Genomic DNA, 21,885 nt, shown 5'->3' with positions numbered 1-21,885 from the left:
TCTCAACGTGCGCGGTAGCGCACCGGTTGCGGTTGAACGCGGCCGTCCCGTACCCACTGGACGAGCTCGCGCTTGAGGATCTTTCCGCTGGCGGTCAGCGGAAACTCGGGCAGCACCATGAAGTATTCGGGCATGTCGAACTTCGACAGCCCCTCGCGCGCCAGGTGCTGCAGCATCTCGTCGGCATCGACGGCGCCATCGGCAATGAGCGCCAGGCACACCTTCTCGCCCAGGCGCTCGTCGGGCACGCCGAAGGCCGCCGCCTTCTTCACCGCCGGGTGGCGGTGCGCATACTCCTCGATGTGCGCCGGGTGGATGTTGTGTCCGCCACGGATGATGAGGTCCTTCTTGCGCCCGACGATGACGAGGTTGCCCTGGCTATCGAAGCGCCCCAGGTCGCCGCTGAGGAACCAGCCGCTGCGGTTGAAGGACGTTTCGGTCGCCGACTGGTTGCTGAAGTAACCCAGCATCAGCACCCCGCCGCGGCCGCCGATCTCGCCCACCTCGCCGGGCAACGCCTCCACGTCCGGGTTGTCGGGCTGCCATAGCTTCACCTCGTAGGCCGCGCAGGCCTTGCCGCAGGTGGCGGTGATGACCTCCACCGCGTCGGTGGGCTTGGTGTACTGGTGCGAGCCGCACTCGGTCATGCCGTACACGTTCTGCGGCGTGGCGCCCAGCGCCAGCAGCCGCCGCGCGGTCTCGGTGGGGATGGGGGCGCCGGCCATGTAGAACACCTTCACCCGGCCCAGGCGCGTCGCGTCGCGCCGGTCCATCTCGTGCAGCAGGTCCATGGCATGCGTGGGCACGCCCATGACGTAGGTGGCGCCGGTGGCCTCGATCCAGTCCAGCGCCGCGACGCCGGCCGTCGGGTCGTGCATCACCAGCTCGCACCCCGCCACCAGCGACTGCTCCAGCGCGACGGTGCCGATGTGGTGGCTCATCGGGCTGAGCGACAGCACCACGGTAGAGGTGTCGTGCGCCCAGTCGGCCACCATCGCGCGGCCGTTGGCCAGCAGCGTGTTGGCGCTGTGCATGACGCCCTTGGGCGCTCCGGTGGTGCCGCTGGTGAAGGCCAGGTAGACCACCTGGTCCGGGTCCGTGCTGGGTGCGGGCTGCGGCACGGCGGCCTGCCCCGGCCACGGCATCGCGTGCGTGCCGGCGGGCAATTGCGCGTCGGCCGTGCGCAGCGAGGGCAGCGCGTAGACCCGCTTGACGTGCTCCAGCCCCGCGGCCCGCGCGAAGATGTCCGCGCTCGCGGCATCGGCGCCCCACCCCGGCTGCGCGAACAGCGCGGCGCAGTCGATGCGCTTGAGCAGCGTCTCGACTTCCGCCACCGTGTAGTTCTGGTGCAGCGACGGGTTGCAGACGTAGCCGTTGCGCGAGCAGGCCAGCAGCACGATCACGGATTCGAGCCGGTTCGGCAGCCAGACCGACACGCGGTCGCCGCTGCGCAGCCCGGCCTCGTGCAGATCGGCCGCGACCGCGTCGGCCCAGGCCACGACCGCGCTCCAGCTCAGGCGCCGCGTGGCATCGCGCAGGGCATGGGCCGTGCCGCGCTCGTCGGCATGCCGGCATGCGAGCGCGTACAGCGTGTCGTGCTGCCAGACGCCGGACAGGTAGTGATCTCGCGCCGCCGCGGGATGATGCAGCGTCAACAGGTGTGACATGGTGACTCTCCCCTACCGAGCTCGAACCGAGGGCTTCAGCGGCCGAAGCGCGAGGCGTCCGGGCGGCGCCGCTCGGCGAATGCCTCCGACAGTTCGGCGTGCTCCTCGGTGTCGAGGTAGCCGCGCAGCAGCATGTCGTGCGTGATGCGCGACAGGCCGCCCACGCCGCCGTGGCGCGCGTTGAACGCGCCCTTGATCGCGGCCAGCGCGAAGGGGCCGCGATCCGCGATCTCCAGGGCGATCTTGCGCGTGAAGTCGTGCAGCTCGGCGTCCGGCACCACGTGGTTGATCAGGCCCCACTCCAGCGCCTCGCGCGCGCTCAGCTTGGGGTTGCGGTACCACATCTCCTTGGCACGCTTCTTCCCGATCAGGTCCTCCAGGTACCAGGTGCCGTAGCCCGCGTCGAAGCTGCCCATCATCGGCCCGACCTGGCGGAACACGGCGCTTTCCTTGGCGATGGTGATGTCGCACACCACCTGCAGCACGTTGCCCCCGCCGACGGCGAAACCGTTGACCATGGCAATCACCGGCTTCTGCAGCTTGTCGATCGACTCGTACATTTCCAGCGTGGGCAGCACGCCGGCATAGAGCTGCGTGTCCTCCATGCCTTCCTTGCGCCCGCCGATGCAGAAGAACTTGTCGCCCGCGCCGGTGATGACGACCACGCGGGTGCGCGTCTCGCGCCGGATCTCGTTGATGCAGTCGCGGATCTCGTGGCACATCTGCACCGTGAACATGTTGCCATCGTGCGGCCGGTTCAGCGTGATGGTGCCGATGGGGCCGTCTTCGCGGTAGGTGATCTCTTCGAACTTCATGATGTCTCCTTGCTTTCAGATGACGCGCTGCGGCGAAGCTGCTCGATTTCGGTGGACGGGCAATCGAGCCAGGAACCCAGGATCTGGTCGGTGTGCGCGCCCAGGCGCGGCGGCGGCAGGCCCGTGCCCTCGGACCGGCCGTCGAAGCGGATGCCCAAGCCGACCTGCGGAATCGGGCCGGCGTGCCCACGGCCCTGGTAGATGAAGCCCGATTCGTGCAGCGCCTTGTCATGCGCCAGCTCGTCGAGCCGGTGGATCGGCCCGGCGGGCACGCGGGCGCTGGCGAGCAGGTCGAGCCAGTACGCGCGAGGCTTGCCGCGCAGGATGGCGGCGATCTTCTCGACGATCTCCGCCCGCCGGGCGCGGCGCTGCGCGTTGCTGCCGTAGGCGGCATCGCCCGCCACCTCGGGCTGGCCCACGGCCGCCCAGAAGCGCTTCCAGATCGCGTCGTTGCCCAGGCCCAGCGTCATGGGCTCGTCGGCGGTGTCGAACACCTGGTAGATCGCGATCACGCTGTCGCGCCCGCCGGAGCGGCGGCTCACCTCGCCCGAGCCCAGGTAGGGCATCAGCCGCGGACCCATGAAGCGCGACATGCTCTCCACCATGGAGATGTCGATCTCGCAACCAGTGCCGCCACGCTCGCGGCGCAGCAGCGCGGCAATCACGGCCATCGCGGCATCGTGGCCCGCCAGCATGTCCGCGGCCGGGGTGCCCACCTTCTGCGGCGGAGCATCCGGCTCGCCCGTGAGGTCCATCACGCCGGAGTAGCCCTCGGCGATCAGGTCGTAGCACGGCAGCTCGGCCCGCGCGCCCTTGAGGCCGAAGCCCGTGATCGACGCGTGGATCAGGCCGGGATTGAGCGCCCGCAGCGTCGCGGCATCGATGCCCAGCTTGCGCTGGCTGCGCGCGACCAGGTTCACCAGCATCACGTCGCATTGGGACGCCAGCCTGCGCAGCACTTCCAGGCCCTGCGGCGTGGCGTAGTCCAGCGTGACGCTGTGCTTGCCGCGGTTGACGCTCATGAACCACAGCGACTCGCCGTTCAGGAAAGGGGGCCCCCAGGCCCGCGCATCGTCGCCCGTGCCGGGCTTCTCGATCTTCACGACCGTCGCGCCCATGTCGGCCAGCAGCTGGCCGGCGTAGGGGCCGGCCACCGAGGACGTGAGGTCCAGCACCTTCACACCGGCCAGCAGATCGAGGGCGGGCGCCGAGCGCACCGGAAGGCGGCTCAGCGGCAATGGGGAATCGGGGGAAGAGGATGTGGACATGATGGATCGGTCCTCGAAAGCCAATGGATCCGGCGGCATGCGCCACGAAGTTGCCCGGGCATGCAGGCAAGGCTTCGCCCTGCCCCGGGCCGGAATCGGCCCGGGGTCTGCATGCCAAGGCGGTTGTTTCTGGATGGCCCCGCCGGCGCAGGCCGGCGGAGCGGGGGCGTCAGCCGCTTGCTCCGTTCAAGGAAGTGGCCGGAACGCCCCGGGACTCAGCTGCGAGGTGCGGATTCCCACCGGCCGTCCACATGGGCATCGGTTCCGGCGTACCCGGTAGGCGAGTGCGTCGTGTCATCGCCAACCTCGTGGTGGAAGTCGTCCTTCGGCCAGCTCATGCCGGCTTCGTCGAAGGCGCAATCGGTCTCGCCGTGGAAGAGGCGAACCGTCCTCAGGCACTCTCGCAGCAGGGCCATGACTACAACTCCTTGACCAGTTCGGGCACGACCTCGAACAGGTCGGCTTCCAGGCCGTAATCGGCCACCGAGAAGATGGGCGCTTCCGGGTCCTTGTTGATCGCCACGATCACTTTGGAATCCTTCATGCCCGCCAGGTGCTGGATCGCGCCCGAGATGCCGCAGGCGACGTAGAGCTGCGGGGCAACGATCTTGCCGGTCTGGCCGACTTGCAGATCGTTGGGCGCGTAACCGGAATCGACGGCGGCACGGCTCGCACCCAGCGCGGCGCCCAGCTTGTCGGCCAGCGGCGTGAGCACTTCGGTGAACTTCTCGGCCGAGCCCAGCGCGCGGCCGCCCGAGACGATGATCTTGGCCGCCGTCAGCTCGGGGCGGTCGCTCTTGGTCAGCTCGCGGCCGACGAAGGCGCTCTTGCCGCTGTCATCCACCGCTGCGATGGTTTCAACCGCGGCGCTGCCGCCGGTGGCCGGGGCGGCGTCGAAGCCCGTGGTGCGCACGGTGATGACCTTCACCGCGTCGGCGCTCTGCACCGTGGCGATGGCGTTGCCGGCGTAGATCGGGCGCTCGAAGGTGTCGGCACTCAGGACCTTGGTGATGTCGCTGAGCTGCGCCACGTCGAGCTTGGCGGCCACGCGCGGGGCGGCGTTGCGGCCGTTGGCGGTGGAGGGGAACAGGATGTGGCTGTAGGCCGGTGCCACAGCGAGCACCTGCGCCGCCACGTTCTCCGCAAGTTGCTTGCCCAGCGCGGGCGAGTCGGCGTGCAGCACCTTGCTCACGCCCTGCACCTGGGCGGCGGCCTGGGCCACGGCGGCGGCGTTCTCGCCGGCCACCAGCACGTGCACTTCGCCGCCGCAAGCGGCTGCGGCAGTCACGGTGTTGAGGGTCGCGCCCTTGAGGGACGCGTTGTCGTGTTCGGCAATGACGAGTGCGGCCATGTCAGATCACCTTGGCTTCGTTCTTGAGTTTCTCGACGAGGGTCGCCACGTCGGGCACCTTCACGCCGGCGCCGCGCTTGGGCGGCTCGCTGACCTTGAGCGTCTTGATCCGGGGCGCGACATCGACGCCCAGGTCGGCCGGCTTGACGGTCTCCAGCGGCTTCTTCTTGGCCTTCATGATGTTGGGCAGCGTCACGTAGCGCGGCTCGTTCAGGCGCAGGTCGGTCGTGACCACGGCCGGCAGCGTGACCTCGATGGTCTCCAGGCCGCCGTCCACCTCGCGCGTCACCTTGGCCTTGCCGTCCGCCACTTCGACCTTGGAGGCGAAGGTGGCCTGCGGCAGGTCGGCCAGCGCGGCGAGCATCTGGCCGGTCTGGTTGTTGTCGTCATCGATGGCCTGCTTGCCCAGGATCACCAGGCCCGGCTGCTCCTTGTCCACCAGCGCCTTGAGGATCTTGGCCACGGCCAGCGGCTGCAGCTCGGCATCGGTCTCGACCAGGATGGCGCGGTCCGCACCCAGGGCCAGCGCGGTGCGCAGCGTTTCCTGGCAGGCCGCCACGCCGCAGGACACGGCCACGACCTCGCTGGCCACGCCCTGCTCCTTCAGGCGCACCGCCTCCTCGACGGCGATCTCGTCGAAGGGGTTCATGCTCATCTTCACGCCGGCGAGGTCCATGCCCGAACCGTCGGACTTGACGCGCGGCTTCACGTTGTAGTCCACCACCCGCTTGACGGCGACCATCATCTTCATCGTCATCTCCAGCTTTCCTTCCAGTCGTGTGCAGCTCACGGCGCTTCGACGCTTCGGCGGCGGCTGTGGCCGCCGCCTCGCACCGGGATCAGGCCTTGGGCCGGCGCTTGTAGAGGAAGGTGGACTTCATCTCCTGCGCCACGGTGCCGTCCTGCTTCACGCACTCGCGCAGGAAGGTGACCACGCCACGGTCCGGCTTGCTGGTCTCCTTCTTCTCCAGCACGCGCGAACGCAGCCGGATGGTGTCGCCATGCCTGACGGGGCTGAGCATGCGCCAGGCATCGTTCTGCAGCAGCGCCAGCAGCGTGCCGTCGTTGATGCCGCTGGCGTACTGCAGGCCGGCCATCACGGAGTACACCAGCGGACCGTGCGCGATGGGCTCGCCGAACGAGGTTTCCTTGCAGTACTCGTGGTTGGTGTGGACCTCGTTGAAGTCGCCCGACAGGCAGGCGAAGTTGACGATGTCGGTCTGCGTGATGGTGCGGGCGGGGCTGATGATTTCCTGGCCGACCTCGAAGTCCTCGAAGTAGCGGCCGCGGGGAGTGCTCTTGCTCATGTCAAATCCTTGTAGGGTTGTTTCGTGGTTCGATGCGCGGGCATCAACCTCTGTCGTTGGCGAGGATCAGCGTGCAGTGCGAGGACAGGATGCCGCCCTCGTTGTGCACCAGGGCGACTTCGGCCCCCTCGACCTGGCGCGCGCCGAGGCCGCCACGCAGCTGGCGCACCGCCTCGACGATGCCGAACAGGCCGCCGGCGGCGCCGGCATGGGCGTGCGACAGCATCCCGCCGTGGGTGTTCACGGGCAGCTTGCCGCCGATGCGGGCATGGCCCGCGGCGAAGAACGCCCCGCCTTCGCCGGGCTCGCAGAAGCCCAGTTCCTCCAGCTCGAGGATCGGCACGATGGTGAAGCAGTCATAGAGCTGCGCCACATCGATGTCGCGCGGCCCCAGGCCCGCCATCTCGTAGGCGATGCGGCCGGACTCGGTGGCGCCGAACTCGGTGAGGCTGGGCGCGCACATCAGGTGCTCGTGCGTGTGGTACTCGCCGATGCCCTGCAGGTACACCGGCTTGGCCTGCAGGTCGCGCGCCCGCTCCGGCGTGGTGACGATGAAGGCGCCGCCGGCATCGGAGATGAGGCAGCAGTCCAGCATGCCCAGCGGGTCCGCGATGGGCTTGGCCGCCAGCACCTCTTCGAGCTTCACCGGCTTCTTCATGTGCGCGTTGGGGTGCAGCAGCGCGTGCTCGCGCGTCTGCACCGCCACGTGCGCCAGCTGCTCGCGCGTGGTGCCGTACTTGTGCATGTGGCGCTGCGCGATCATGGCGTAGTAGCCCGGGATCGAGCCGCCATAGGGCTGCTCGAAGTACGGGTGCCCCACCGCCAGCAGCGTGGCCACCGTGGCATCGCGGCTCTGGCCGGTCGCGCGGTTCTCGCCGGCGCACACCAGGATGGTCTCGGCCTGGCCGGCCGCGATCGCCTCGGCGGCGTGCTTGAGCATCACCGCCGGGCTGGCGCCGCCCACGACCATCGAGGCGTTGAAGCGCGGCTTGAGCCCCAGGTACTCGCACAGCACGGAGCCGAGCATGAAGTACGGCTCGGTGAACGAGTAGGCGGTCAGCAGCCCGTCGATGTCGGAGACCTTCAGGCCCGCATCGTCCAGGGCGCGCTTGGCGGCCTGCGCGTTGAGGCCCAGCCCGGACATGTGCGGCACGCGGCCGATGTCCGACTCGCCGACGCCGACGAGGGCAACCTTGTTCTTGAGCGAGGCAGGAGTCTTCATGGTGCCTCCCTCAACCCGCGACGCGGGTGAATTGCGGGACCAGGGCGCCGTCGCCGCGGTCCTCGAACGTGACTTGCACGCGGTCGCCGATGGCCACCGACATCGCATCGCCGCCCAGCACGTTGGCCATCATGCGCGGGCCCTCGTCGAGGTCGATCAGCGCCACGACGTACGGCACGCGCGACGCGAAGGCCGGGTCCGAGGCGCGGCGGATGACGGTGAAGCTGTGGACGCTGCCCGTGCCCTTGGCCTGCACCCATTCGAGCTGGTCAGACCAGCAGCTCGGGCACAGGTGGCGCGGCATGAAATGCAGCTCGCCACAGGCCTTGCATTGGCGGATCAGCAGCTTGCGCTCGCGCGCCCCTTGCCAGTAGGGCAGCGAGTCGCCGTTGGCGACCGGCTGCGGCAGTTGTGCTTCCAAGATCAATCTCCTTCTTGAGCACCGCGACGGTCAGGCCGCCTGCGTTGCCGACTCGACGAACTCGCGGGTGCGGATCATCCGGGTGGAGTGGTAGGTGATCGCCACCTCGCCCTTGTTCGTCACCACCTCGTGGGCCGTGACGACGATGCCGCGATCGGGCTTGCTGCTCAGGCGCTTGGAATGCATCCGCACGCGGTTGACGATCGAGTCGCCCGCGTACACGGGCTTCTTGAACTGCGGCGTCAGCTCCATCAGGAAGATGCCGCGGCGCCGGGTGAGCCCGGCCTCCAGCACCAGGCCCTCGGCCATGCACAGGACGAGGAGCCCCGGCGAGAGGCGGCCGCCGTAGTCCTTCGAGCCCTGCACGTAGGACAGGTCCGTGAAGGTCGGCGTGTGGAAGCCGTGCAGGTCCACGAACGTGCGGATGTGCTCGTCCGTGATGGTCCGGGGCTTGGTCTCGTAGGACCAGTCCTCGTTGTATTCCTCGAAGTAGAGTCCCTCGTCCATGCCGTGCTCCTCGCTCAGTAGGAACGCGGCAGGCCCAGCACGTGCTGGCTGACGTAGTTGAGCACCATGTTGGGCGAGATCGGCGCGATCTGGAACACGCGGGTGTCGCGGAAGCGGCGCTCGATGTGGTACTCGCGCGCCAGGCCGAAGCCGCCGTGCGTCTGCATGCACACGTTGGCCAGCTCCCACGAGGCATCCGAGGCGAGCATCTTGGCGATGTTGGCGTCGCCGCCGCACGGCTCCCTGCGGTCGAACTTCTCGGCCGCCTTCCAGCGCAGGGCGTCGGCCGCCTCCAGGTGCGCGTAGCCGCGCGCGATCGGGAACTGCACGCCCTGGTTCGCGCCGATGGGCTTGCCGAACAGCACGCGCTCCTTGGCGTAGTTGACGGCCTTCTCGACGAACCAGCGGCCGTCGCCGATGGCCTCCGAGGCGATGATGATGCGCTCGGCGTTGAGGCCGTCGAGCAGGTACTTGAAGCCCTTGCCTTCCTCGCCGATCAGCGAGGTCTCGGGCACGCGCATGTTGTCGTAGAAGACTTCGAAGGTGTGATGGTTGAACATCACATCGATCTTGCGGCTGGTGTACTGCTTGGGATCGACCTGGCGCTTGTCAACCAGGAAGGCCGAGATGCCCTGGTGCGGCTTGGCCGGGTCCTTCGGCGGGCTGGTGCGGGCGAACACCATGAAGGCGTCGGTGTAGTCGAAGCGCGAGGTCCAGAGCTTCTGGCCCTTGATGACCCACTCGTTGCCCTCCTTCCATGCCTTGGTCTGGAGCTTGGCGGTGTCGGTGCCGGCGTTGGGCTCCGTCAGCGAGAAGGATTGCAGGCGCACCCGGCCGGCGCACACTTCTTCCAGGATCTTGCGCTTTTGCTCGTCCGTGCCGTGGCGCGCCAGGATGCCCATCATGAACATCTGGCCGTGGATCATGGAGCCGACGCCGCCGGAGCGGTGCATCTCCTCCACGATCACGCAGGCCTCGCGCAGGCCCAGGCCCATGCCGCCGTACTCCTCCGGGATCATCACGGTGTGGAGCTTGGCGTCCATCAGCGCCTTGATGTAGTCGTGCGGAAAGCCCTCTTCCTTGTCGAGCTTGCCGAAGTACTCGTCGCCGAACCGGCTGGTGACGGCCTGGGTGGCCTGCAGCACGTCGTCGAGGGTGACGCCGGAAGCCGTGTCGTGGTCTTTGAAGGTGGCGGTGGTCATGTTCAGTGTCTCCTGGGGGGTGTTACTGGAGGGCGGGTTCCGCGTCGGCCTTCGCGGCGGATGCGGCCGCACCGAAGGCGCCGGCCTGGGCCAGGCGGGTGATTTCTTTCGGGCCGAGGCCCATTTCCTGGGCCAGCACCTCGTCGCGGTGCTGCCCCAGCAGGGGCACGCGCTCGCTGCCGGGCGCGGGGTCGAAGCGCGTCGGGTCGATGGGCAGCGTCATGGCGCCGCCGATGCCGTCCTCCACGGTGCGGAAGGACCCGCGGGTGCGCATGTAGTCGTGCTCGGTCAGCTCACCCATGTTCAGGATGCTGGCCACCGGCACGTCCACGGCGTTGAGCTTCTCGACGATCTGCTCTCGCGTATGGGCCTTCGTGAAGGCTTCGGTGAGCACGTGCACCTCGTGCTGGCGCTTGGCGCGCTCCACGTAGGTCGCGTAGCGCGGGTCGGTGCCGAGCTCGGGGCGGCCCATCGCGTCGCACAGGCGGCGCCAGAAGTCGTCGCGGTTGACGCCGATGTTGACGTGGCCGTCCGACGCCGGGAACGCACCGTAGGGGACGCCATGGAAGTTGTTGGAGCCGGCAAAGGCACGCAGCTCGGCGCTGGCCGACTGCTCGCGCGCCAGGGCCACGGACACCATCGGCAGCGAGCACTCGACCATGCTCAGGTCGATGAAGCGGCCCACGCCATGGCGCTCCTGGTTGCGCAGCGCCAGCAGGATGGCCGCATGCGCGGTCATGCCGGCCAGGATGTCGCCCATGGCGAAGCCGCACCACACCGGGTTGCCGTCATGGTCCCGCGTGAGGCTGGTGGTGCCGGACATCGCTTCGGCCACCATGGCCAGGCCGGCACGCTCGGTGTACTTGCCCGCGTTCTTCAGGCCGAAACCGGAGATGCACGCGACCACCAGGCGCGGGTAGCGCTGAAGGAGGTCTTCCGGAAACAACCCCAGGCGCTTGAGCGCGCCGCCACGCATGTTGGTGAGCAGCACGTCGGCCGAAGCGAGCAGCCCGTGCAGCACTTCCATGCCTTGCGCATTCTTCAGGTCGAGCGTCACGCTCTTCTTGCCGCGGTTGAGCGCCCCGAAGTAGCCCGAAATCGTGCCCTGGCTGGAATGGCGCATGGGCTCGCGGTGGCGGGTGAGTTCACCGTCGGGCGGCTCGATCTTGACCACGGACGCACCTTCTTCGGCGAGCAGCTGGCCGCAGTACGGCCCTGCGATGAGGTGCGACAACTCGATGACCTTGACGCCTTGGAGCGGCAGCGGCGCGGGGTGGCTGGTTTTCATTCCATCACTCGGCTTGATTCGACGGAGTCCAGTTTCGAATCGGGCCGAGGGAATGTCGAGTTGGATTTTTTAGGCTCGACGGTAAGTACTGCTAACGCTCAAACCGGGCTTTCGACGTAAGCGCGAGCCGCCCATGGGCCGGGGACTGGTAGCGGGGGCCTACGAGGGCTGAGGTGCTTTCCGGGTGGCGTGGAGCATCGCCGGGATGACGACGTCTTTTCTACGGCCGGCACCACGGCATGCGAGGCATGCCTGGCATCGCAGGCATCCCCAGACACCATCACGCCTTCCCAGGCATGGCGGGGCATGTTCGAGCTTTGACCAGGGAGTCGAATGAGGCCTGGCCCAGGCGGCCGGCCCTTGTCCGTATCGCTGTGGACGCCGGGGCGCGGCTGTCGCGCCCCGGCACAAGCGGGTGGAGATGACGGTCCCGCACGCAGCGGCGCGGGACCGTGGACTGCGGATCAGCCGGCCGTGATGTTGGCGTCCTTGACGAGCTGGCGATAGCGCTGCTCCTCGTCGCGCAGCAGCTTCGCGAACTGGTCGGGCGTCCTGACGTCGGAAATCACCTGGCCCGTGGCGGCAAGGTGCCGTGCAAGGGCTTGATCGGCACGCGCCAGCTCCATGGCTTCAGCCAGCCTGGCCTTGATGGCATCGGGCAGTCCCGCCGGCGCAAGCAGCCCCACCCAGATGTCGAAGGTCACGTCGGGATAGCCGAGTTCCTTGAAGGTCGGAACGTCGGGATACTTGGGCGAGCGCGTGTCGGAGGTGATTGCGAGCGCACGCAGCGCGCCGCCCTTCATCAGCTCCTCCACCGAGGTGGGCGTGCTCATCATGAAGCCCACCCGGCCACTGACCAGGTCCGGGACGGCGGGCGCGACGCCCTTGTACGGGATGTGGGACAGCGCCAGGCCCGCCTGCCTGGCGAACATCTCCACCGGCAGGTGCGAGGTGGTCCCGACGCCTCCCGACGCATAGTTCACGCGGCCGGGGCTCTTCTTCGCGGTGGCCACGAGATCGGCGAGCGACCTGAACTCCGAGGCGCCGGGCACGACCAGCAGCGACGGCGAGCGGGCCATTTCCCCAACCGGCGTCATGTCCTTCGTGGCGAAGCCGGGGTTCTTGACGATGTGCGGAATCGTCACGATCGTGTTGGCGGCGGCCATGACCGTGTAGCCGTCGGGCGCGGCCCTGACCAGCTGCCGCGCCGCCAGCATGGAGCCCGCGCCGGCAACGTTCTCGACCACGAACTGCTGCTTGAGCGCCGCCGACATGCGATCGGCGTAGAGCCGGCTCGCCGCGTCGAGCAGCGCACCGGGTGCGCTGGCAACGATCAGGCGGATCGGCTTTGACGGATAGGCCGTCTCGTGCGCCGCGGCGTCGAACAGGGCCGCGCCCGGCGTCAGGGCGGCGAGGTACTGAAGGAGTTGGCGTCTCTTCATGGCATGTGTCTCCTGTATCGGTTCCTGGCTTGTGGTGCACAGGTTTGCCTGCCGGGGCGGGCAGGCGGCGCCGCGGGCCTTGAATGGCACCGCGTGGGTTCAGCGTGCCGCTGCGCCACAGAGGGCATCGACCAGCGCGGACACCTTGGGCAATCGGTCCACGGACCACAGCGCGCCGAGCACCCGGCGCGCCGCCGCCTCGTCGCCCCAGGGCTGGTACAGCCGAACGAACTTGTCTTCCAGCTCGGCGTCCGAGAGCGGGTTGGAGGCATTGCCCTTGGGGTTCCGCTGGAGGTGCGTGTGCACCGACCCATCCGCGCCGCGGATGGTGATGCGCGCCTGGGCGCATGCGGGAAACTCGGCCGTCATTTGGGCATCGGCCGAGACGCGGATGCGGTCCATCAGCCGCTTGGTGCGCGCATCCTGCAGGCGATGCGCGGCATAGGCCCCGGTGCTCAGCCGCCCTTCCCTCAGCGCCATGGCGATCGTGTAGGGCAGGCTGTGGTCCGCGGTCTCGCGGGTGGTGGGCGCCCAGCGCTGGACGTCGCTGCCCATGGCCCGGTACGCGGATTCGTAGGTTTCCACGTGGATGTCCTCGATCTCGTCGAGGGGCACGGCGCGGCGCAGCGCAAGCGCCGCGTCGATGGCGGACTGGCCGTGGTAGCACACCGGATGGAACTTCAGGTGCGTCCCGGCGATGAGCGGCAGCCCGCCCGATGGCGCCTGCCACTCGAAGGCGCCGACGACCTCGAACAGCCCGCCCCGGCCTTCGACCGCGGCGCTCGGCCCGGTCACGCCCTCGCGCGCCAGCAGCGCGGCGAACACGCCGTTGCGCGCGCCGTTCGGCCCGGCGCAGCTCTTCCAGTCGGAGAGCGTGCCGCAGCGCACGTTGTAGAGGTGCAGGTTCGGCGCCAGCGCCAGCGACAGCGCCTGGGCCAGCCGCTCCTCGTCGAGGCCCAGCAGCCGGCCCGCGCCGGCCGCCGTCCCCACCGCGGCACAGGTGCTCTGGTCGATGCCGTGCGCCTGGAGCGCCACCGAGTCGCACAGGCCGCAGTAGACCTCGTAGGCCGAGACGATGGCCGCGACCAGCGCGGCGCCGTCGGCCTCGTAGGCCTCGGCCACGGCCACCAGCGCGGCAATCATGTCGCTCGGGTGGCCCGCGGTCTTGCCAAGCCAGGTGTCGCTGTAATCGAGGTAGCGCAGCATCGTGCCGTTGGCAAAGCCGGCCATCTCGACGGAGGCGTGCTCGCCACTGCCCCAGACACGGGCCGAGGGAACGCCGCCGTAGCGTCCGGTCAGGCTGCGGATCCGTTCGCAGAACGGCTCCGGATAAGCCGCCGCGGCACAGGCAACGCTGTCGATCAGGCGACGCCGGCACTCGTGCACCGCCTCCGCGGGCAGCCGGCTGAAGTCGGCCTGGAAGACGTGGCGCGCCAGGCGGCGGAGCGTGGGGTCGGTGGAGCTCATGGCCGTGTCGCCCCGCGCTCAGGACAGGACCCGCAGGACCTGGGTCACGTCATCGAGCGCTTCGAGGTGGCGCACCATCTCCTGCGCCTTGCGGATCTTGTCCGCCGAGGGCCGCACGGCCGCCAGCGACGCGCAGTCGCGGAACTTGTCGAAGAGGTAGTCCCAACCCATCGGGCACTCCGCGTCGCCCGGCACCTCGTCGCCCACGCGCGAGAAGGTGCGGCCGTCGCGCGTCACGATGTCCAGCCGGCCCTTGGGCAGCTTGGACTTCCAGTCGAAGCTGTTGTCCAGCACCGGCACGACCTTCTGCGCCGCGGCCAGCACCTCGGGATTCCTGAGCGCGTCCCCGAAGAAGTCCGACACCTTCACCTGCCCCTTGGTGGCCGCGACGGCCACGCAGAACGGGATGCTGAACTTCGCATCGGCCGGCGTGGCGGGACGGCGGCGGCCTTCGATCGGCTGGCACAGCTGGTGCTGGAAATCGCCGACGTTGACGCGCAGTTCCTCGATATCGGCGATGGTGAGCCGATGCTCCTTCATCAGCTCGATGGTGGCGTGGATGAAGCCGTGCGACGCACCGCAGGACGGCCACGGCTTGTAGAGGATCTCGCCGCCGGAATAGACGCTGCCCAGGTCCTGGAGCATCTTTTCGCGGTCGTACTTGCCGCCGAAGTACACGTTGAACAGGCCGGCCTTGCCCTCGAACATGCTCTTGGTGCCGCTCACGCCCTTTTGCGCCATCAGCGCGGCGAGCACGGCGCCCTTGGTCGTGAAGCCGGCGTACATGCCGCGCAGGTCGCTGCCCACGCCATAGGCCAGCTCCATCGTGCCGCACGCCTGCATGCCGGCGATGCCGAAGGCGTTCACGACCTGCTCGCGGCTGAGCCCCAGCACGTGGGCCGCGGCCGCGGTGGCCGAGAACACGCCCAGCACGGTGGTGAGATGCCAGTCCTGGCGCGACTCGACGTTGCGCCGCATGCGCAGGAACATGTCGTGTCCGGCCGCGACGGCCGCGATCAAGCGCCGGCCGGACAGGCCGCCGGCACGCTCGGCCAGGGCAAAGGCCGCCGGCACGATGGAGCTGCTGGGGTGGTGGCCTTCGGGTGCGTGGTCATCGAAGTCCAGGCAATGCGCCATCGCGCCGTTGGCGAACGCGGCCATCAGCGCGGGCGCGCGCCCGCCGAAGCCGAGCACCGAGCTTTCCGGCGTGCCGCCGGTCTCGCGCACCAGCTCCGCCACGCCGCGCACCGCCGGCTCGACGCCGCTGGCGGCCAGGATCACGCCCAGCGTGTCCAGGATGCTTTTCTTTGCGCCCTCGACGGCTTCGGCGGGCAGGTCCGCGTAGTTGGTGCCGGCGACGAACGCCGCGAAGTCATGGGAGATGTCTACGGTTTTGGACATGGGAACTGACCTTCAATGACAGGCTGCGATGGGAGGCGATGTCATCTTGTGCCCATGCCGCGCAACGGCGGGTCAGCTTTTCTTGAGGCAACGTAAGCTGGGCTGACGCGGGCGTTTGGCCGTACCCCGTAAGCAAAACTTACGCACGGCCCCATGAAAGTCAACTGGACGGGTGTTCACGCGGTCCGGAGACTGTGCAGCTTCCAATCGCACCCATCTTCCGCACCATGGATCTCGCGTATCTCCTTGCCGGCAATGCCGTCAGCCGCAGCTTTGCCGACCTGTCCTCGCACACGGTGGATGCCACGACGGCGGCGCTCATCGACACCCTGGCCGTCGCGCTGGGCGGCACCAATGCTCCTGGCATGGAGCAGGCGCGGCGCGGCCTCAAGCGCTGGGGCGAGTCCGGCTGCACCGTCTGGGGCGGCTTCGGACAGGCGCCGGCGCCCGTGGCCGCGTTCCTCAACGCGGGCAGTCTCCATGCGCTGGACTACGACGACACGGACGACAAGGTTCCCCTGCACGCCAACAGCGTCGTGCTGCCCGCGCTGCTGGCCGAGGTCGAGGCCCACCGGCCCGATTGCGGCGGCCAGGAGTTCCTCACGGCGCTGGCCGTCGGCCTGGACGGCGCCATGCGCGTCGGCCGCGCCGGCGGGCCCAAGGGCTCGCGCGGCTGGAACTACAGCGTCATCAGCGGCTGCATGGGCGCGGTGCTGGCCATCGCCCGGCTGCGCCAGTGGGACGTTGAAACCACGGTCAGCGCGCTCGGCCACCAGCTGGCGCAGACGGCGGGCAGCCTGCAGTCCATCATCGACGGCAGCCTCGCCAAGCGCTTCCAGCCGGCGCTGATGGCCAAGAACGTGCTGATGTCCACCGCGCTGGCAGGCGCGGGCATCGATGGCCCGCGCAACGTGTTCGAAGGCAAGGCCGGCTTCTTCAACCTCTACCAGGACGGCAAGTTCGATCGCGAGGTCCTGCAGGCCGGTCTCGAGCACTGCGTGCTGGTGGACGACCTCAGCCTCAAGCCCTATCCGGCCTGCCGCTTCACCCACGCGCCCATCGACCTGGCGCTGGAGCTGTTCGGGCGCGGGCTGCGGCCGCAGGACATCAAGCAGTTGCGCATCCGCGTCAGCGGACAGGCCGTCAACATGGTGGGCCGGCACTTCGACCACAAGACCGCCAGCGTGGTGGACGCCCAGTTCAGCATCGCCTACACCGCGGCGGTCGGGCTGGACAAGGGCGCCGTGCGCATCGCGGACTTCTCCGAGCAGGCCATCCGGACTTCGAGCGTGGGGGCCTTCGCCGCCGAGAAGATCGTCATCGAGGCCAACGACGCCGTGCCGTTCCTCGGCATGGTGCCGGTCTTCTTCGAGGTCGAGCTCGCGAACGGCCAGCGCATCGAGCTGTCCACCGACACCGTGTCCGGAAGCCCGGAGAAGCGCATGACCGACATCCAGTTGCGCGCCAAGGTGGCCGATTGCCTGGACTTCAACCAATCCCGCGTCGGCACCGACGATTTGATTGACACCGTCAACGAGCTGCGCACCGGCGCGCCCATGGACCGCCTGCTGGGCCTCCTGGCCTGATTCCAGTCAACAGTGACCATGAACCTGAACCAAGCTTTCATCTGCGATGCCGTGCGCACGCCCTTCGGCCGCTACGGCGGCGCCTTGTCGTCCGTGCGTGCCGACGACCTGGGCGCGGTGCCGATCCGCGCGCTCATGGAGCGCAACGCGAAGGTGGACTGGCAGGCCGTGACGGACGTCATCTACGGCTGCGCCAACCAGGCCGGCGAGGACAACCGCAACGTGGCCCGCATGTCGGCGCTGCTGGCCGGGCTGCCGCTGCAGGTGCCGGGCTCGACCGTGAACCGCCTGTGCGGCTCCGGGCTGGATGCCGTGGGCAGCGCGGCGCGCGCCATCAAGGCCGGCGAGGCCGAGCTGATGATCGCCGGCGGCGTGGAGAGCATGAGCCGCGCGCCCTTCGTGATGTCCAAGGCGACGACGGCCTTCAGCCGCGACAACGCCGTGTACGACACCACCATCGGCTGGCGCTTCGTCAACCGGCTGATGAAGGAACGCTACGGCGTGGACTCCATGCCCGAGACGGCGGAGAACGTGGCGCAGCAGTTCGGCATCGAGCGCGAGGCGCAGGACCGCATGGCGCTGGCGAGCCAGCTCAAGGCCGTGGCGGCGCAGGAAGCCGGCTTCTTCGACGCCGAGATCACGCCGGTGACGGTGCCGCAGAAGAAGGGCGAGGCGCTGGTGGTCGCCAGGGACGAGCATCCGCGACAGACCAGCCTGGAAGCACTGGCCAAGCTCAAGGGCGTGGTGCGCCCGGACGGCAGCGTGACGGCGGGCAACGCCTCGGGCGTCAACGACGGCAGCTGCGCGCTGCTGCTGGCCAGCGAAGCGGCGGCCCGCGCCCACGGCCTGGTGCCGCGCGCCCGGGTCGTTGCGATGGCGACGGCCGGCGTGGAGCCGCGCATCATGGGCATGGGTCCGGTGCCGGCCGTGCGCAAGGTGCTGCAGCTCGCGGGCCTGCGGCTGGAGCAGATGGACGTGATCGAGCTCAACGAGGCTTTCGCCGCGCAGGGCCTGGCGGTGCTCAGGCAGCTCGGCGTGCCGGACGACGATGCGCGCGTCAACCCCAACGGCGGCGCCATCGCGCTGGGCCACCCGCTGGGCGCCAGCGGCGCCCGCCTGGTCACCACGGCCGTCAACCAGCTGCATCGCACGAACGGCCGCTATGCCCTGTGCACGATGTGCGTGGGGGTGGGACAAGGCATCGCGTTGATCGTCGAGCGCGTCTGACGACGCGGGCCGCGAGGCAGAGCGCTCGCGGGTGTCAGCTCAGCCACGCATTCAGCGCCTTCGCAGAGCTCGGTCCCTCCGCCACCCGCGCGAGCGTGCGCAGGCACGCTTGCGGGTAGCGGCTCAGCCCACCCGCTCCATCTGCGTCGCGAACGTGCCGGCGCGCTCGACGTAGCCGGCGGCGGCCTTCTCCAGGCGCTGCACGTCCTCGTCGGTGAGCTGGCGCACCACCTTGGCCGGAGCGCCCAGGATCAGGCTGCGATCAGGGAACTCCTTGCCCTCGGTGACGATGGCCCCGGCGCCCACCAGGCAGTGCTTGCCGATCTTGGCGCCGTTGAGCACCACGGCCTGGATGCCGATGAGCGAGCCTTCGCCGATGGTGCAGCCGTGCACCATCGCCTGGTGGCCCACGGTGACGCGCTCGCCGATGGTCAGCGGGAAGCCCGGGTCGGCATGCAGCACCGCGCCTTCCTGCACGTTGGCCTGCGCGCCGATGACGATGGGCTCGTTGTCGCCACGCGCCACCGCCTGGAACCAGACGCTGGCCTGCGGGCCGACGTGCACGTCACCCACCAGCGTCGCCTCGGCGGCCACGAAGGCGGTGGGATCCACGGAAGGGGTTTTCTGTCCCAGGCGGTACAGCGGCATGGCGAGTCCTTTCAGCTTTGGTGAGTGGCGGGAGCGGGATCGCAGGCAACGTTCGCCTGCACGCAACAGGGCGCCGATTCTCCCGCGCCGCCGGTACCGCCCGCCTACTTGACCCGCTGCTTCTCCAGCTTGCGCGTGAGCGTGCGCCGGTGCAGGCCCAGCCGGCGGGCGGTTTCGGAGATGTTGAAGCCGGTGTCGGCCAGCGTCTCGTGGATGCGCTCCCACTCCAGCGTCTTGAGCGAGGTGGCGCGGGCCGTGAGCTCCACCTCGGCGTTGCCCTGGGTGCGGCCGAAGGCGGCCTCGATGTCGTCGGTGTTGGCGGGCTTGGCCAGATAGTGGCGCGCGCCGAGCTTGATGGCCTCCACGGCGGTGGCGATGCTGGCGTAGCCGGTGAGCACCACGATCACCAGTTCCGGGTCGTGCTCGTGCAGGAACTGCACGCAGGCCAGGCCCGAGGCGCCGCCGCTGAGCTTCAGGTCCACCACCGCGAAGCCCGGGCGCTCGGTCTGCACCAGCGCCTGCACCTCGGCCAGGCTGGCTGCGCGCAGCACCCGGTAGCCGCGGCGCTCGAAGGAGCGGTTCAGCGTGCGGGCGAAGGCCGCGTCGTCCTCGACGATCAGCAGTTGGCGTACTTCATCAGTGCTCATGAGCGGATGGCTCCGGTTCCGGCAGCGCCAGCGCGGCCAGGGGCAGCCGGATGCTGACCTCGGCGCCCCCGCCCTCGCGGTTGCGCGCCTGCAATCGTCCCCCCAGCAGCCGAGCGACGTTGACCGAGAGGAACAAGCCCAAGCCTCCGCCAGGGCGGCCCTTGCTGGACTGGTAGGGCTGGCCCAGCCGCGCCAGCATCTCGGCCGCGAAGCCCGGGCCGCGGTCCTGCACGCGCAGGATGAGCTCCTCGTCCTCGCACGCCACCCGCAGCACGGGCTCGGCCTGTGGCGCGGCCTCCAGCGCATTGTCCAGCACATTGCCGATCATCTGCGCCAGCGCGGTGTCGGAGACGATGGGCAGGTCCGGCACCCCGTCGCGCTCGTAGCGCAGGCCCGGCGCCGGCCGCGTGCGCAACCATTGCGCCACGAAATCGTCGAGGAAGGCGTGCAGCGTGGTCTCCACCGGCGCCTCGCCGCGCGTCTCGCCGGCGGCCAGCAGGATGCCGCTGACGATGCGCTTGCAGCGCTGGATCTGCACCTGCATCTCCTCGATCTCCTCGCGCAACTCGGGCTCGGCGGCAAACACCGCCATGCGCGACCAGTCGCCCAGGATCACCGACAGCGTCGCCAGCGGCGTGCCCAGCTCGTGCGCGGCGCCCGAAGCCAGCAGCCCGATGCGCACGATGTGCTCCTCCTCCGCCGCGCGCTGGCGCAGGTTGGCCAGCCGCTCGTCGCGCTGGCGCAGGTTGCGCCCGATGCGGCCGATGAACAGCACCAGCAGCGAGGCCACCAGCGCGAAGCACAGCAGCAACCCGCCCACGAAGTGGATCGACAGCGCCGCCTCCAGCCCGGGCAGGCCCAGCGGCCGGTGCCACTGCGTCAGCCCGATGAAGCAGCCGCTGGTGAGCAGCACCATGGCCCAGCTGAAATGCGGCTTGAGCAGCACCGCCGCCACCACCACCTGCAGCAGGAACAGGAAGATGAAGGGGTTGGTGACGCCGCCGCTGTAGAAGAGCTGGCCGCTGAGCACCGCCACGTCCACCAGCAGCCCGGCGAACAGCTCGCCATCCTCCACGTCGCGCGCCACGCGGGCGCGCACGGCGCACACCAGGTTGAACAGCGCCAGCGCGCCCAGCAGCGCCAGCATCTCGGCCAGCGGCAGCGGGAGGCCCAGCAGGTAGCGCACGCACAGGATGGTGAGCAGTTGCCCGCCCACGGCCAGCCAGCGCAGCTGCACCAGCTGCGCCAGGTTCTTGCGCCCAGCCAGGTGCTCGGCGTGTCCCAGCGCGGCCGGCGCCGGTGGTGCGTCCGCGTCAGTGGCCGCCACGATGGGACAGCGCGGCCCGCGCCCGCTGCCGGCGGTCGTCGCGCAGCACGTAGACCGCCGCGCCGGCCACCATGGCGGCCAGCACGAACCAGGTGAAGGCGTAGGACAGGTGGTTGTTGGTGAAGCGCACCACTGTCAGGCCCGGGCGGGGCCACGCGTCGGTCGCCGCGCCGGCGACGGCCGCGGCATCGATGAAGTACGGCGCCACCGGCCCGGGGTGCGCCGCCGCGCCCAGGCCGCGCGCGGCGGCGATGGCCTGCACGTCGCGCGAGTACCAGCGTCCGGCCGCCGGGTCGTTGTGCTGCAGCAGGCTGCCGCCGGGCTCGGTGAGGCGCAGCAGCCCCGGCACCTCCTGCACGCCTTGCGGCTCGTCGCCGCGGCTGTCGCGCGCGCGCTTGTCCAGCGGCACGAAGCCGCGGTTGACCAGCAGCCAGAAACCCTCTTCCGAGCGCAGCGGCGTCAGCACCCAGTAGCCGGTACCCAGCTCGGTGCTGGCCTGCACCAGGGTTTCGAGCTCGTGGGCGAAGCGCCCGCGCACGAGCACGCGGCGGTACTCGTCCGCCGTGCGCTCCAGCGCGGGCCAGGCGGCCGGGCCGGGCGCGGGCACCGGCGCGGCCTGCAGCCGCTGCTCGACGCGGGCGATGAGGTCGCGCTTCCAGCCCAGGCGCTGCACCTGCCAGCTGCCCAGCGCCACGAAGCCCGCAAACAGAAGGGCCGCGCCCGCCAGCAGCGCCACCAGGGCGCCGCGGCTGCGCGGCCCGCGAGGAGAGAGATCGGCGTCGGCCCGTGCCACGTCAGGGGTTCTGCGTCGTCTCGTGCCGGGGCATGTCCATCAGGTTGGTGTTGAGGTGGAACATCACCCAGATCGAGCCCACCAGCATGATCACCAGCAGCACCACCGTGAAGATCAGCGACAGCATGGTCCAGCCGCCCTCGGCCTTGGAGTTCAGGTGCAGGAAGTACACCATGTGCACCACGATCTGCACCGCCGCGAAGGCCAGGATCACCAGCGAGGTGGCGGTGGAGGACTCGATCACCTTGCCCATCACCAGCCAGAACGGGATGGCGGTGAGGATCACCGACAGCACGAAG

The 21,885-nt window shown here is 69.4% G+C and carries 21 protein-coding genes and 1 pseudogene; 2 read left to right on the top strand and 20 right to left on the bottom strand.

The window, feature by feature from the left end:
• Window positions 1–2: 2 nt before the first annotated feature.
• The 15 genes and pseudogenes from Q0741_RS12605 to Q0741_RS12535 all read right to left on the bottom strand — a co-directional run bounded on the left by Q0741_RS12605 (window position 3) and on the right by Q0741_RS12535 (window position 15,358).
• Window positions 3–1,667 carry a class I adenylate-forming enzyme family protein gene (locus tag Q0741_RS12605; protein WP_298233555.1) on the bottom strand — a complete coding sequence of 555 codons (1,665 nt, stop codon included), beginning with the start codon at window positions 1,665–1,667 and terminating at the stop codon, window positions 3–5.
• A 35-nt stretch (window positions 1,668–1,702) separates the two neighbouring features.
• Window positions 1,703–2,482 carry an enoyl-CoA hydratase-related protein gene (locus Q0741_RS12600; protein WP_298233554.1) on the bottom strand — a complete coding sequence of 260 codons (780 nt, stop codon included), beginning with the start codon at window positions 2,480–2,482 and terminating at the stop codon, window positions 1,703–1,705.
• A complete protein-coding gene (locus Q0741_RS12595) occupies window positions 2,479–3,750 on the bottom strand; it encodes a CoA transferase (protein WP_298233553.1) in 1,272 nt (423 codons plus the stop codon). Before Q0741_RS12595 ends, Q0741_RS12600 begins: the two co-directional genes overlap by 4 nt.
• 215 nt (window positions 3,751–3,965) lie before the next feature.
• Complete coding sequence (locus Q0741_RS12590) at window positions 3,966–4,166, bottom strand: hypothetical protein (protein WP_298233552.1); 201 nt, start codon at window positions 4,164–4,166, stop codon at window positions 3,966–3,968.
• Window positions 4,167–4,168: 2 nt separating this feature from the next.
• On the bottom strand, window positions 4,169–5,101 hold the full coding sequence (locus Q0741_RS12585) for an electron transfer flavoprotein subunit alpha/FixB family protein (RefSeq protein ID WP_298233551.1): 933 nt from the start codon (window positions 5,099–5,101) through the stop codon (window positions 4,169–4,171).
• A 1-nt stretch (window position 5,102) separates the two neighbouring features.
• Window positions 5,103–5,852, bottom strand: coding sequence for an electron transfer flavoprotein subunit beta/FixA family protein (locus Q0741_RS12580; RefSeq protein WP_298233567.1), 750 nt, complete (start codon window positions 5,850–5,852; stop codon window positions 5,103–5,105).
• An 88-nt stretch (window positions 5,853–5,940) separates the two neighbouring features.
• A pseudogene (locus Q0741_RS12575) lies at window positions 5,941–6,414 on the bottom strand (MaoC/PaaZ C-terminal domain-containing protein); the annotation flags it as partial.
• Window positions 6,415–6,451: 37 nt separating this feature from the next.
• Complete coding sequence (locus Q0741_RS12570; protein ID WP_298233549.1) at window positions 6,452–7,630, bottom strand: thiolase family protein; 1,179 nt, start codon at window positions 7,628–7,630, stop codon at window positions 6,452–6,454.
• A 10-nt stretch (window positions 7,631–7,640) separates the two neighbouring features.
• Window positions 7,641–8,051, bottom strand: coding sequence for a Zn-ribbon domain-containing OB-fold protein (locus tag Q0741_RS12565; RefSeq protein WP_298233548.1), 411 nt, complete (start codon window positions 8,049–8,051; stop codon window positions 7,641–7,643).
• A 30-nt stretch (window positions 8,052–8,081) separates the two neighbouring features.
• Complete coding sequence (locus Q0741_RS12560; RefSeq protein ID WP_298233547.1) at window positions 8,082–8,558, bottom strand: MaoC/PaaZ C-terminal domain-containing protein; 477 nt, start codon at window positions 8,556–8,558, stop codon at window positions 8,082–8,084.
• Between the two features lie 14 nt (window positions 8,559–8,572).
• Window positions 8,573–9,760, bottom strand: coding sequence for an acyl-CoA dehydrogenase family protein (locus Q0741_RS12555; protein ID WP_298233546.1), 1,188 nt, complete (start codon window positions 9,758–9,760; stop codon window positions 8,573–8,575).
• Window positions 9,761–9,782: 22 nt separating this feature from the next.
• Window positions 9,783–11,048 carry a CoA transferase gene (locus Q0741_RS12550; RefSeq protein WP_298233545.1) on the bottom strand — a complete coding sequence of 422 codons (1,266 nt, stop codon included), beginning with the start codon at window positions 11,046–11,048 and terminating at the stop codon, window positions 9,783–9,785.
• Window positions 11,049–11,512: 464 nt separating this feature from the next.
• Window positions 11,513–12,490 (bottom strand): tripartite tricarboxylate transporter substrate binding protein, encoded by a 978-nt coding sequence (locus Q0741_RS12545; RefSeq protein ID WP_298233544.1) that lies wholly within the window; start codon window positions 12,488–12,490, stop codon window positions 11,513–11,515.
• Between the two features lie 99 nt (window positions 12,491–12,589).
• Complete coding sequence (locus tag Q0741_RS12540) at window positions 12,590–13,957, bottom strand: MmgE/PrpD family protein (RefSeq protein ID WP_298233543.1); 1,368 nt, start codon at window positions 13,955–13,957, stop codon at window positions 12,590–12,592.
• An 18-nt stretch (window positions 13,958–13,975) separates the two neighbouring features.
• Entirely contained in the window at window positions 13,976–15,358 is a 1,383-nt protein-coding gene (locus Q0741_RS12535) for an MmgE/PrpD family protein (RefSeq protein WP_298233542.1), read from the bottom strand.
• 227 nt (window positions 15,359–15,585) lie between these two features.
• Here Q0741_RS12535 and Q0741_RS12530 point away from each other — a divergent pair, with 227 nt between their 5' ends.
• Both Q0741_RS12530 and pcaF read left to right on the top strand, forming a co-directional pair.
• Window positions 15,586–16,944 carry an MmgE/PrpD family protein gene (locus Q0741_RS12530; protein WP_298233541.1) on the top strand — a complete coding sequence of 453 codons (1,359 nt, stop codon included), beginning with the start codon at window positions 15,586–15,588 and terminating at the stop codon, window positions 16,942–16,944.
• An 18-nt stretch (window positions 16,945–16,962) separates the two neighbouring features.
• Window positions 16,963–18,171: a 3-oxoadipyl-CoA thiolase gene (pcaF, locus tag Q0741_RS12525; protein WP_298233540.1), complete on the top strand. Its 1,209-nt coding sequence runs from the start codon at window positions 16,963–16,965 to the stop codon at window positions 18,169–18,171.
• A 123-nt stretch (window positions 18,172–18,294) separates the two neighbouring features.
• On the opposite strand, the gene Q0741_RS12520 is transcribed toward pcaF, so the two are convergent.
• The 5 genes from Q0741_RS12520 to cyoD all read right to left on the bottom strand — a co-directional run.
• Window positions 18,295–18,819, bottom strand: a complete 525-nt coding sequence (locus Q0741_RS12520; protein WP_298233539.1) for a gamma carbonic anhydrase family protein — start codon at window positions 18,817–18,819, stop codon at window positions 18,295–18,297.
• 104 nt (window positions 18,820–18,923) lie between these two features.
• On the bottom strand, window positions 18,924–19,466 hold the full coding sequence (locus tag Q0741_RS12515; protein ID WP_298233538.1) for a response regulator transcription factor: 543 nt from the start codon (window positions 19,464–19,466) through the stop codon (window positions 18,924–18,926).
• Window positions 19,456–20,793 (bottom strand): ATP-binding protein, encoded by a 1,338-nt coding sequence (locus Q0741_RS12510; RefSeq protein WP_298233537.1) that lies wholly within the window; start codon window positions 20,791–20,793, stop codon window positions 19,456–19,458. Before Q0741_RS12510 ends, Q0741_RS12515 begins: the two co-directional genes overlap by 11 nt.
• On the bottom strand, window positions 20,780–21,586 hold the full coding sequence (locus Q0741_RS12505) for an SURF1 family protein (RefSeq protein WP_298233536.1): 807 nt from the start codon (window positions 21,584–21,586) through the stop codon (window positions 20,780–20,782). The genes Q0741_RS12510 and Q0741_RS12505 overlap by 14 nt, the downstream gene beginning before the upstream one ends.
• A 1-nt stretch (window position 21,587) precedes the next feature.
• A partial coding sequence (cyoD, locus tag Q0741_RS12500) for a cytochrome o ubiquinol oxidase subunit IV (RefSeq protein ID WP_298233535.1) occupies window positions 21,588–21,885 on the bottom strand: 298 nt, incomplete at its 5' end.

Source organism: uncultured Azohydromonas sp. (assembly GCF_937926365.1).
GTDB lineage: Bacteria > Pseudomonadota > Gammaproteobacteria > Burkholderiales > Burkholderiaceae_C > Azohydromonas.
The sequence above is the reverse complement of the archived record's forward strand: the minus strand, read 5'-3'. Positions and strand labels throughout refer to the sequence as shown.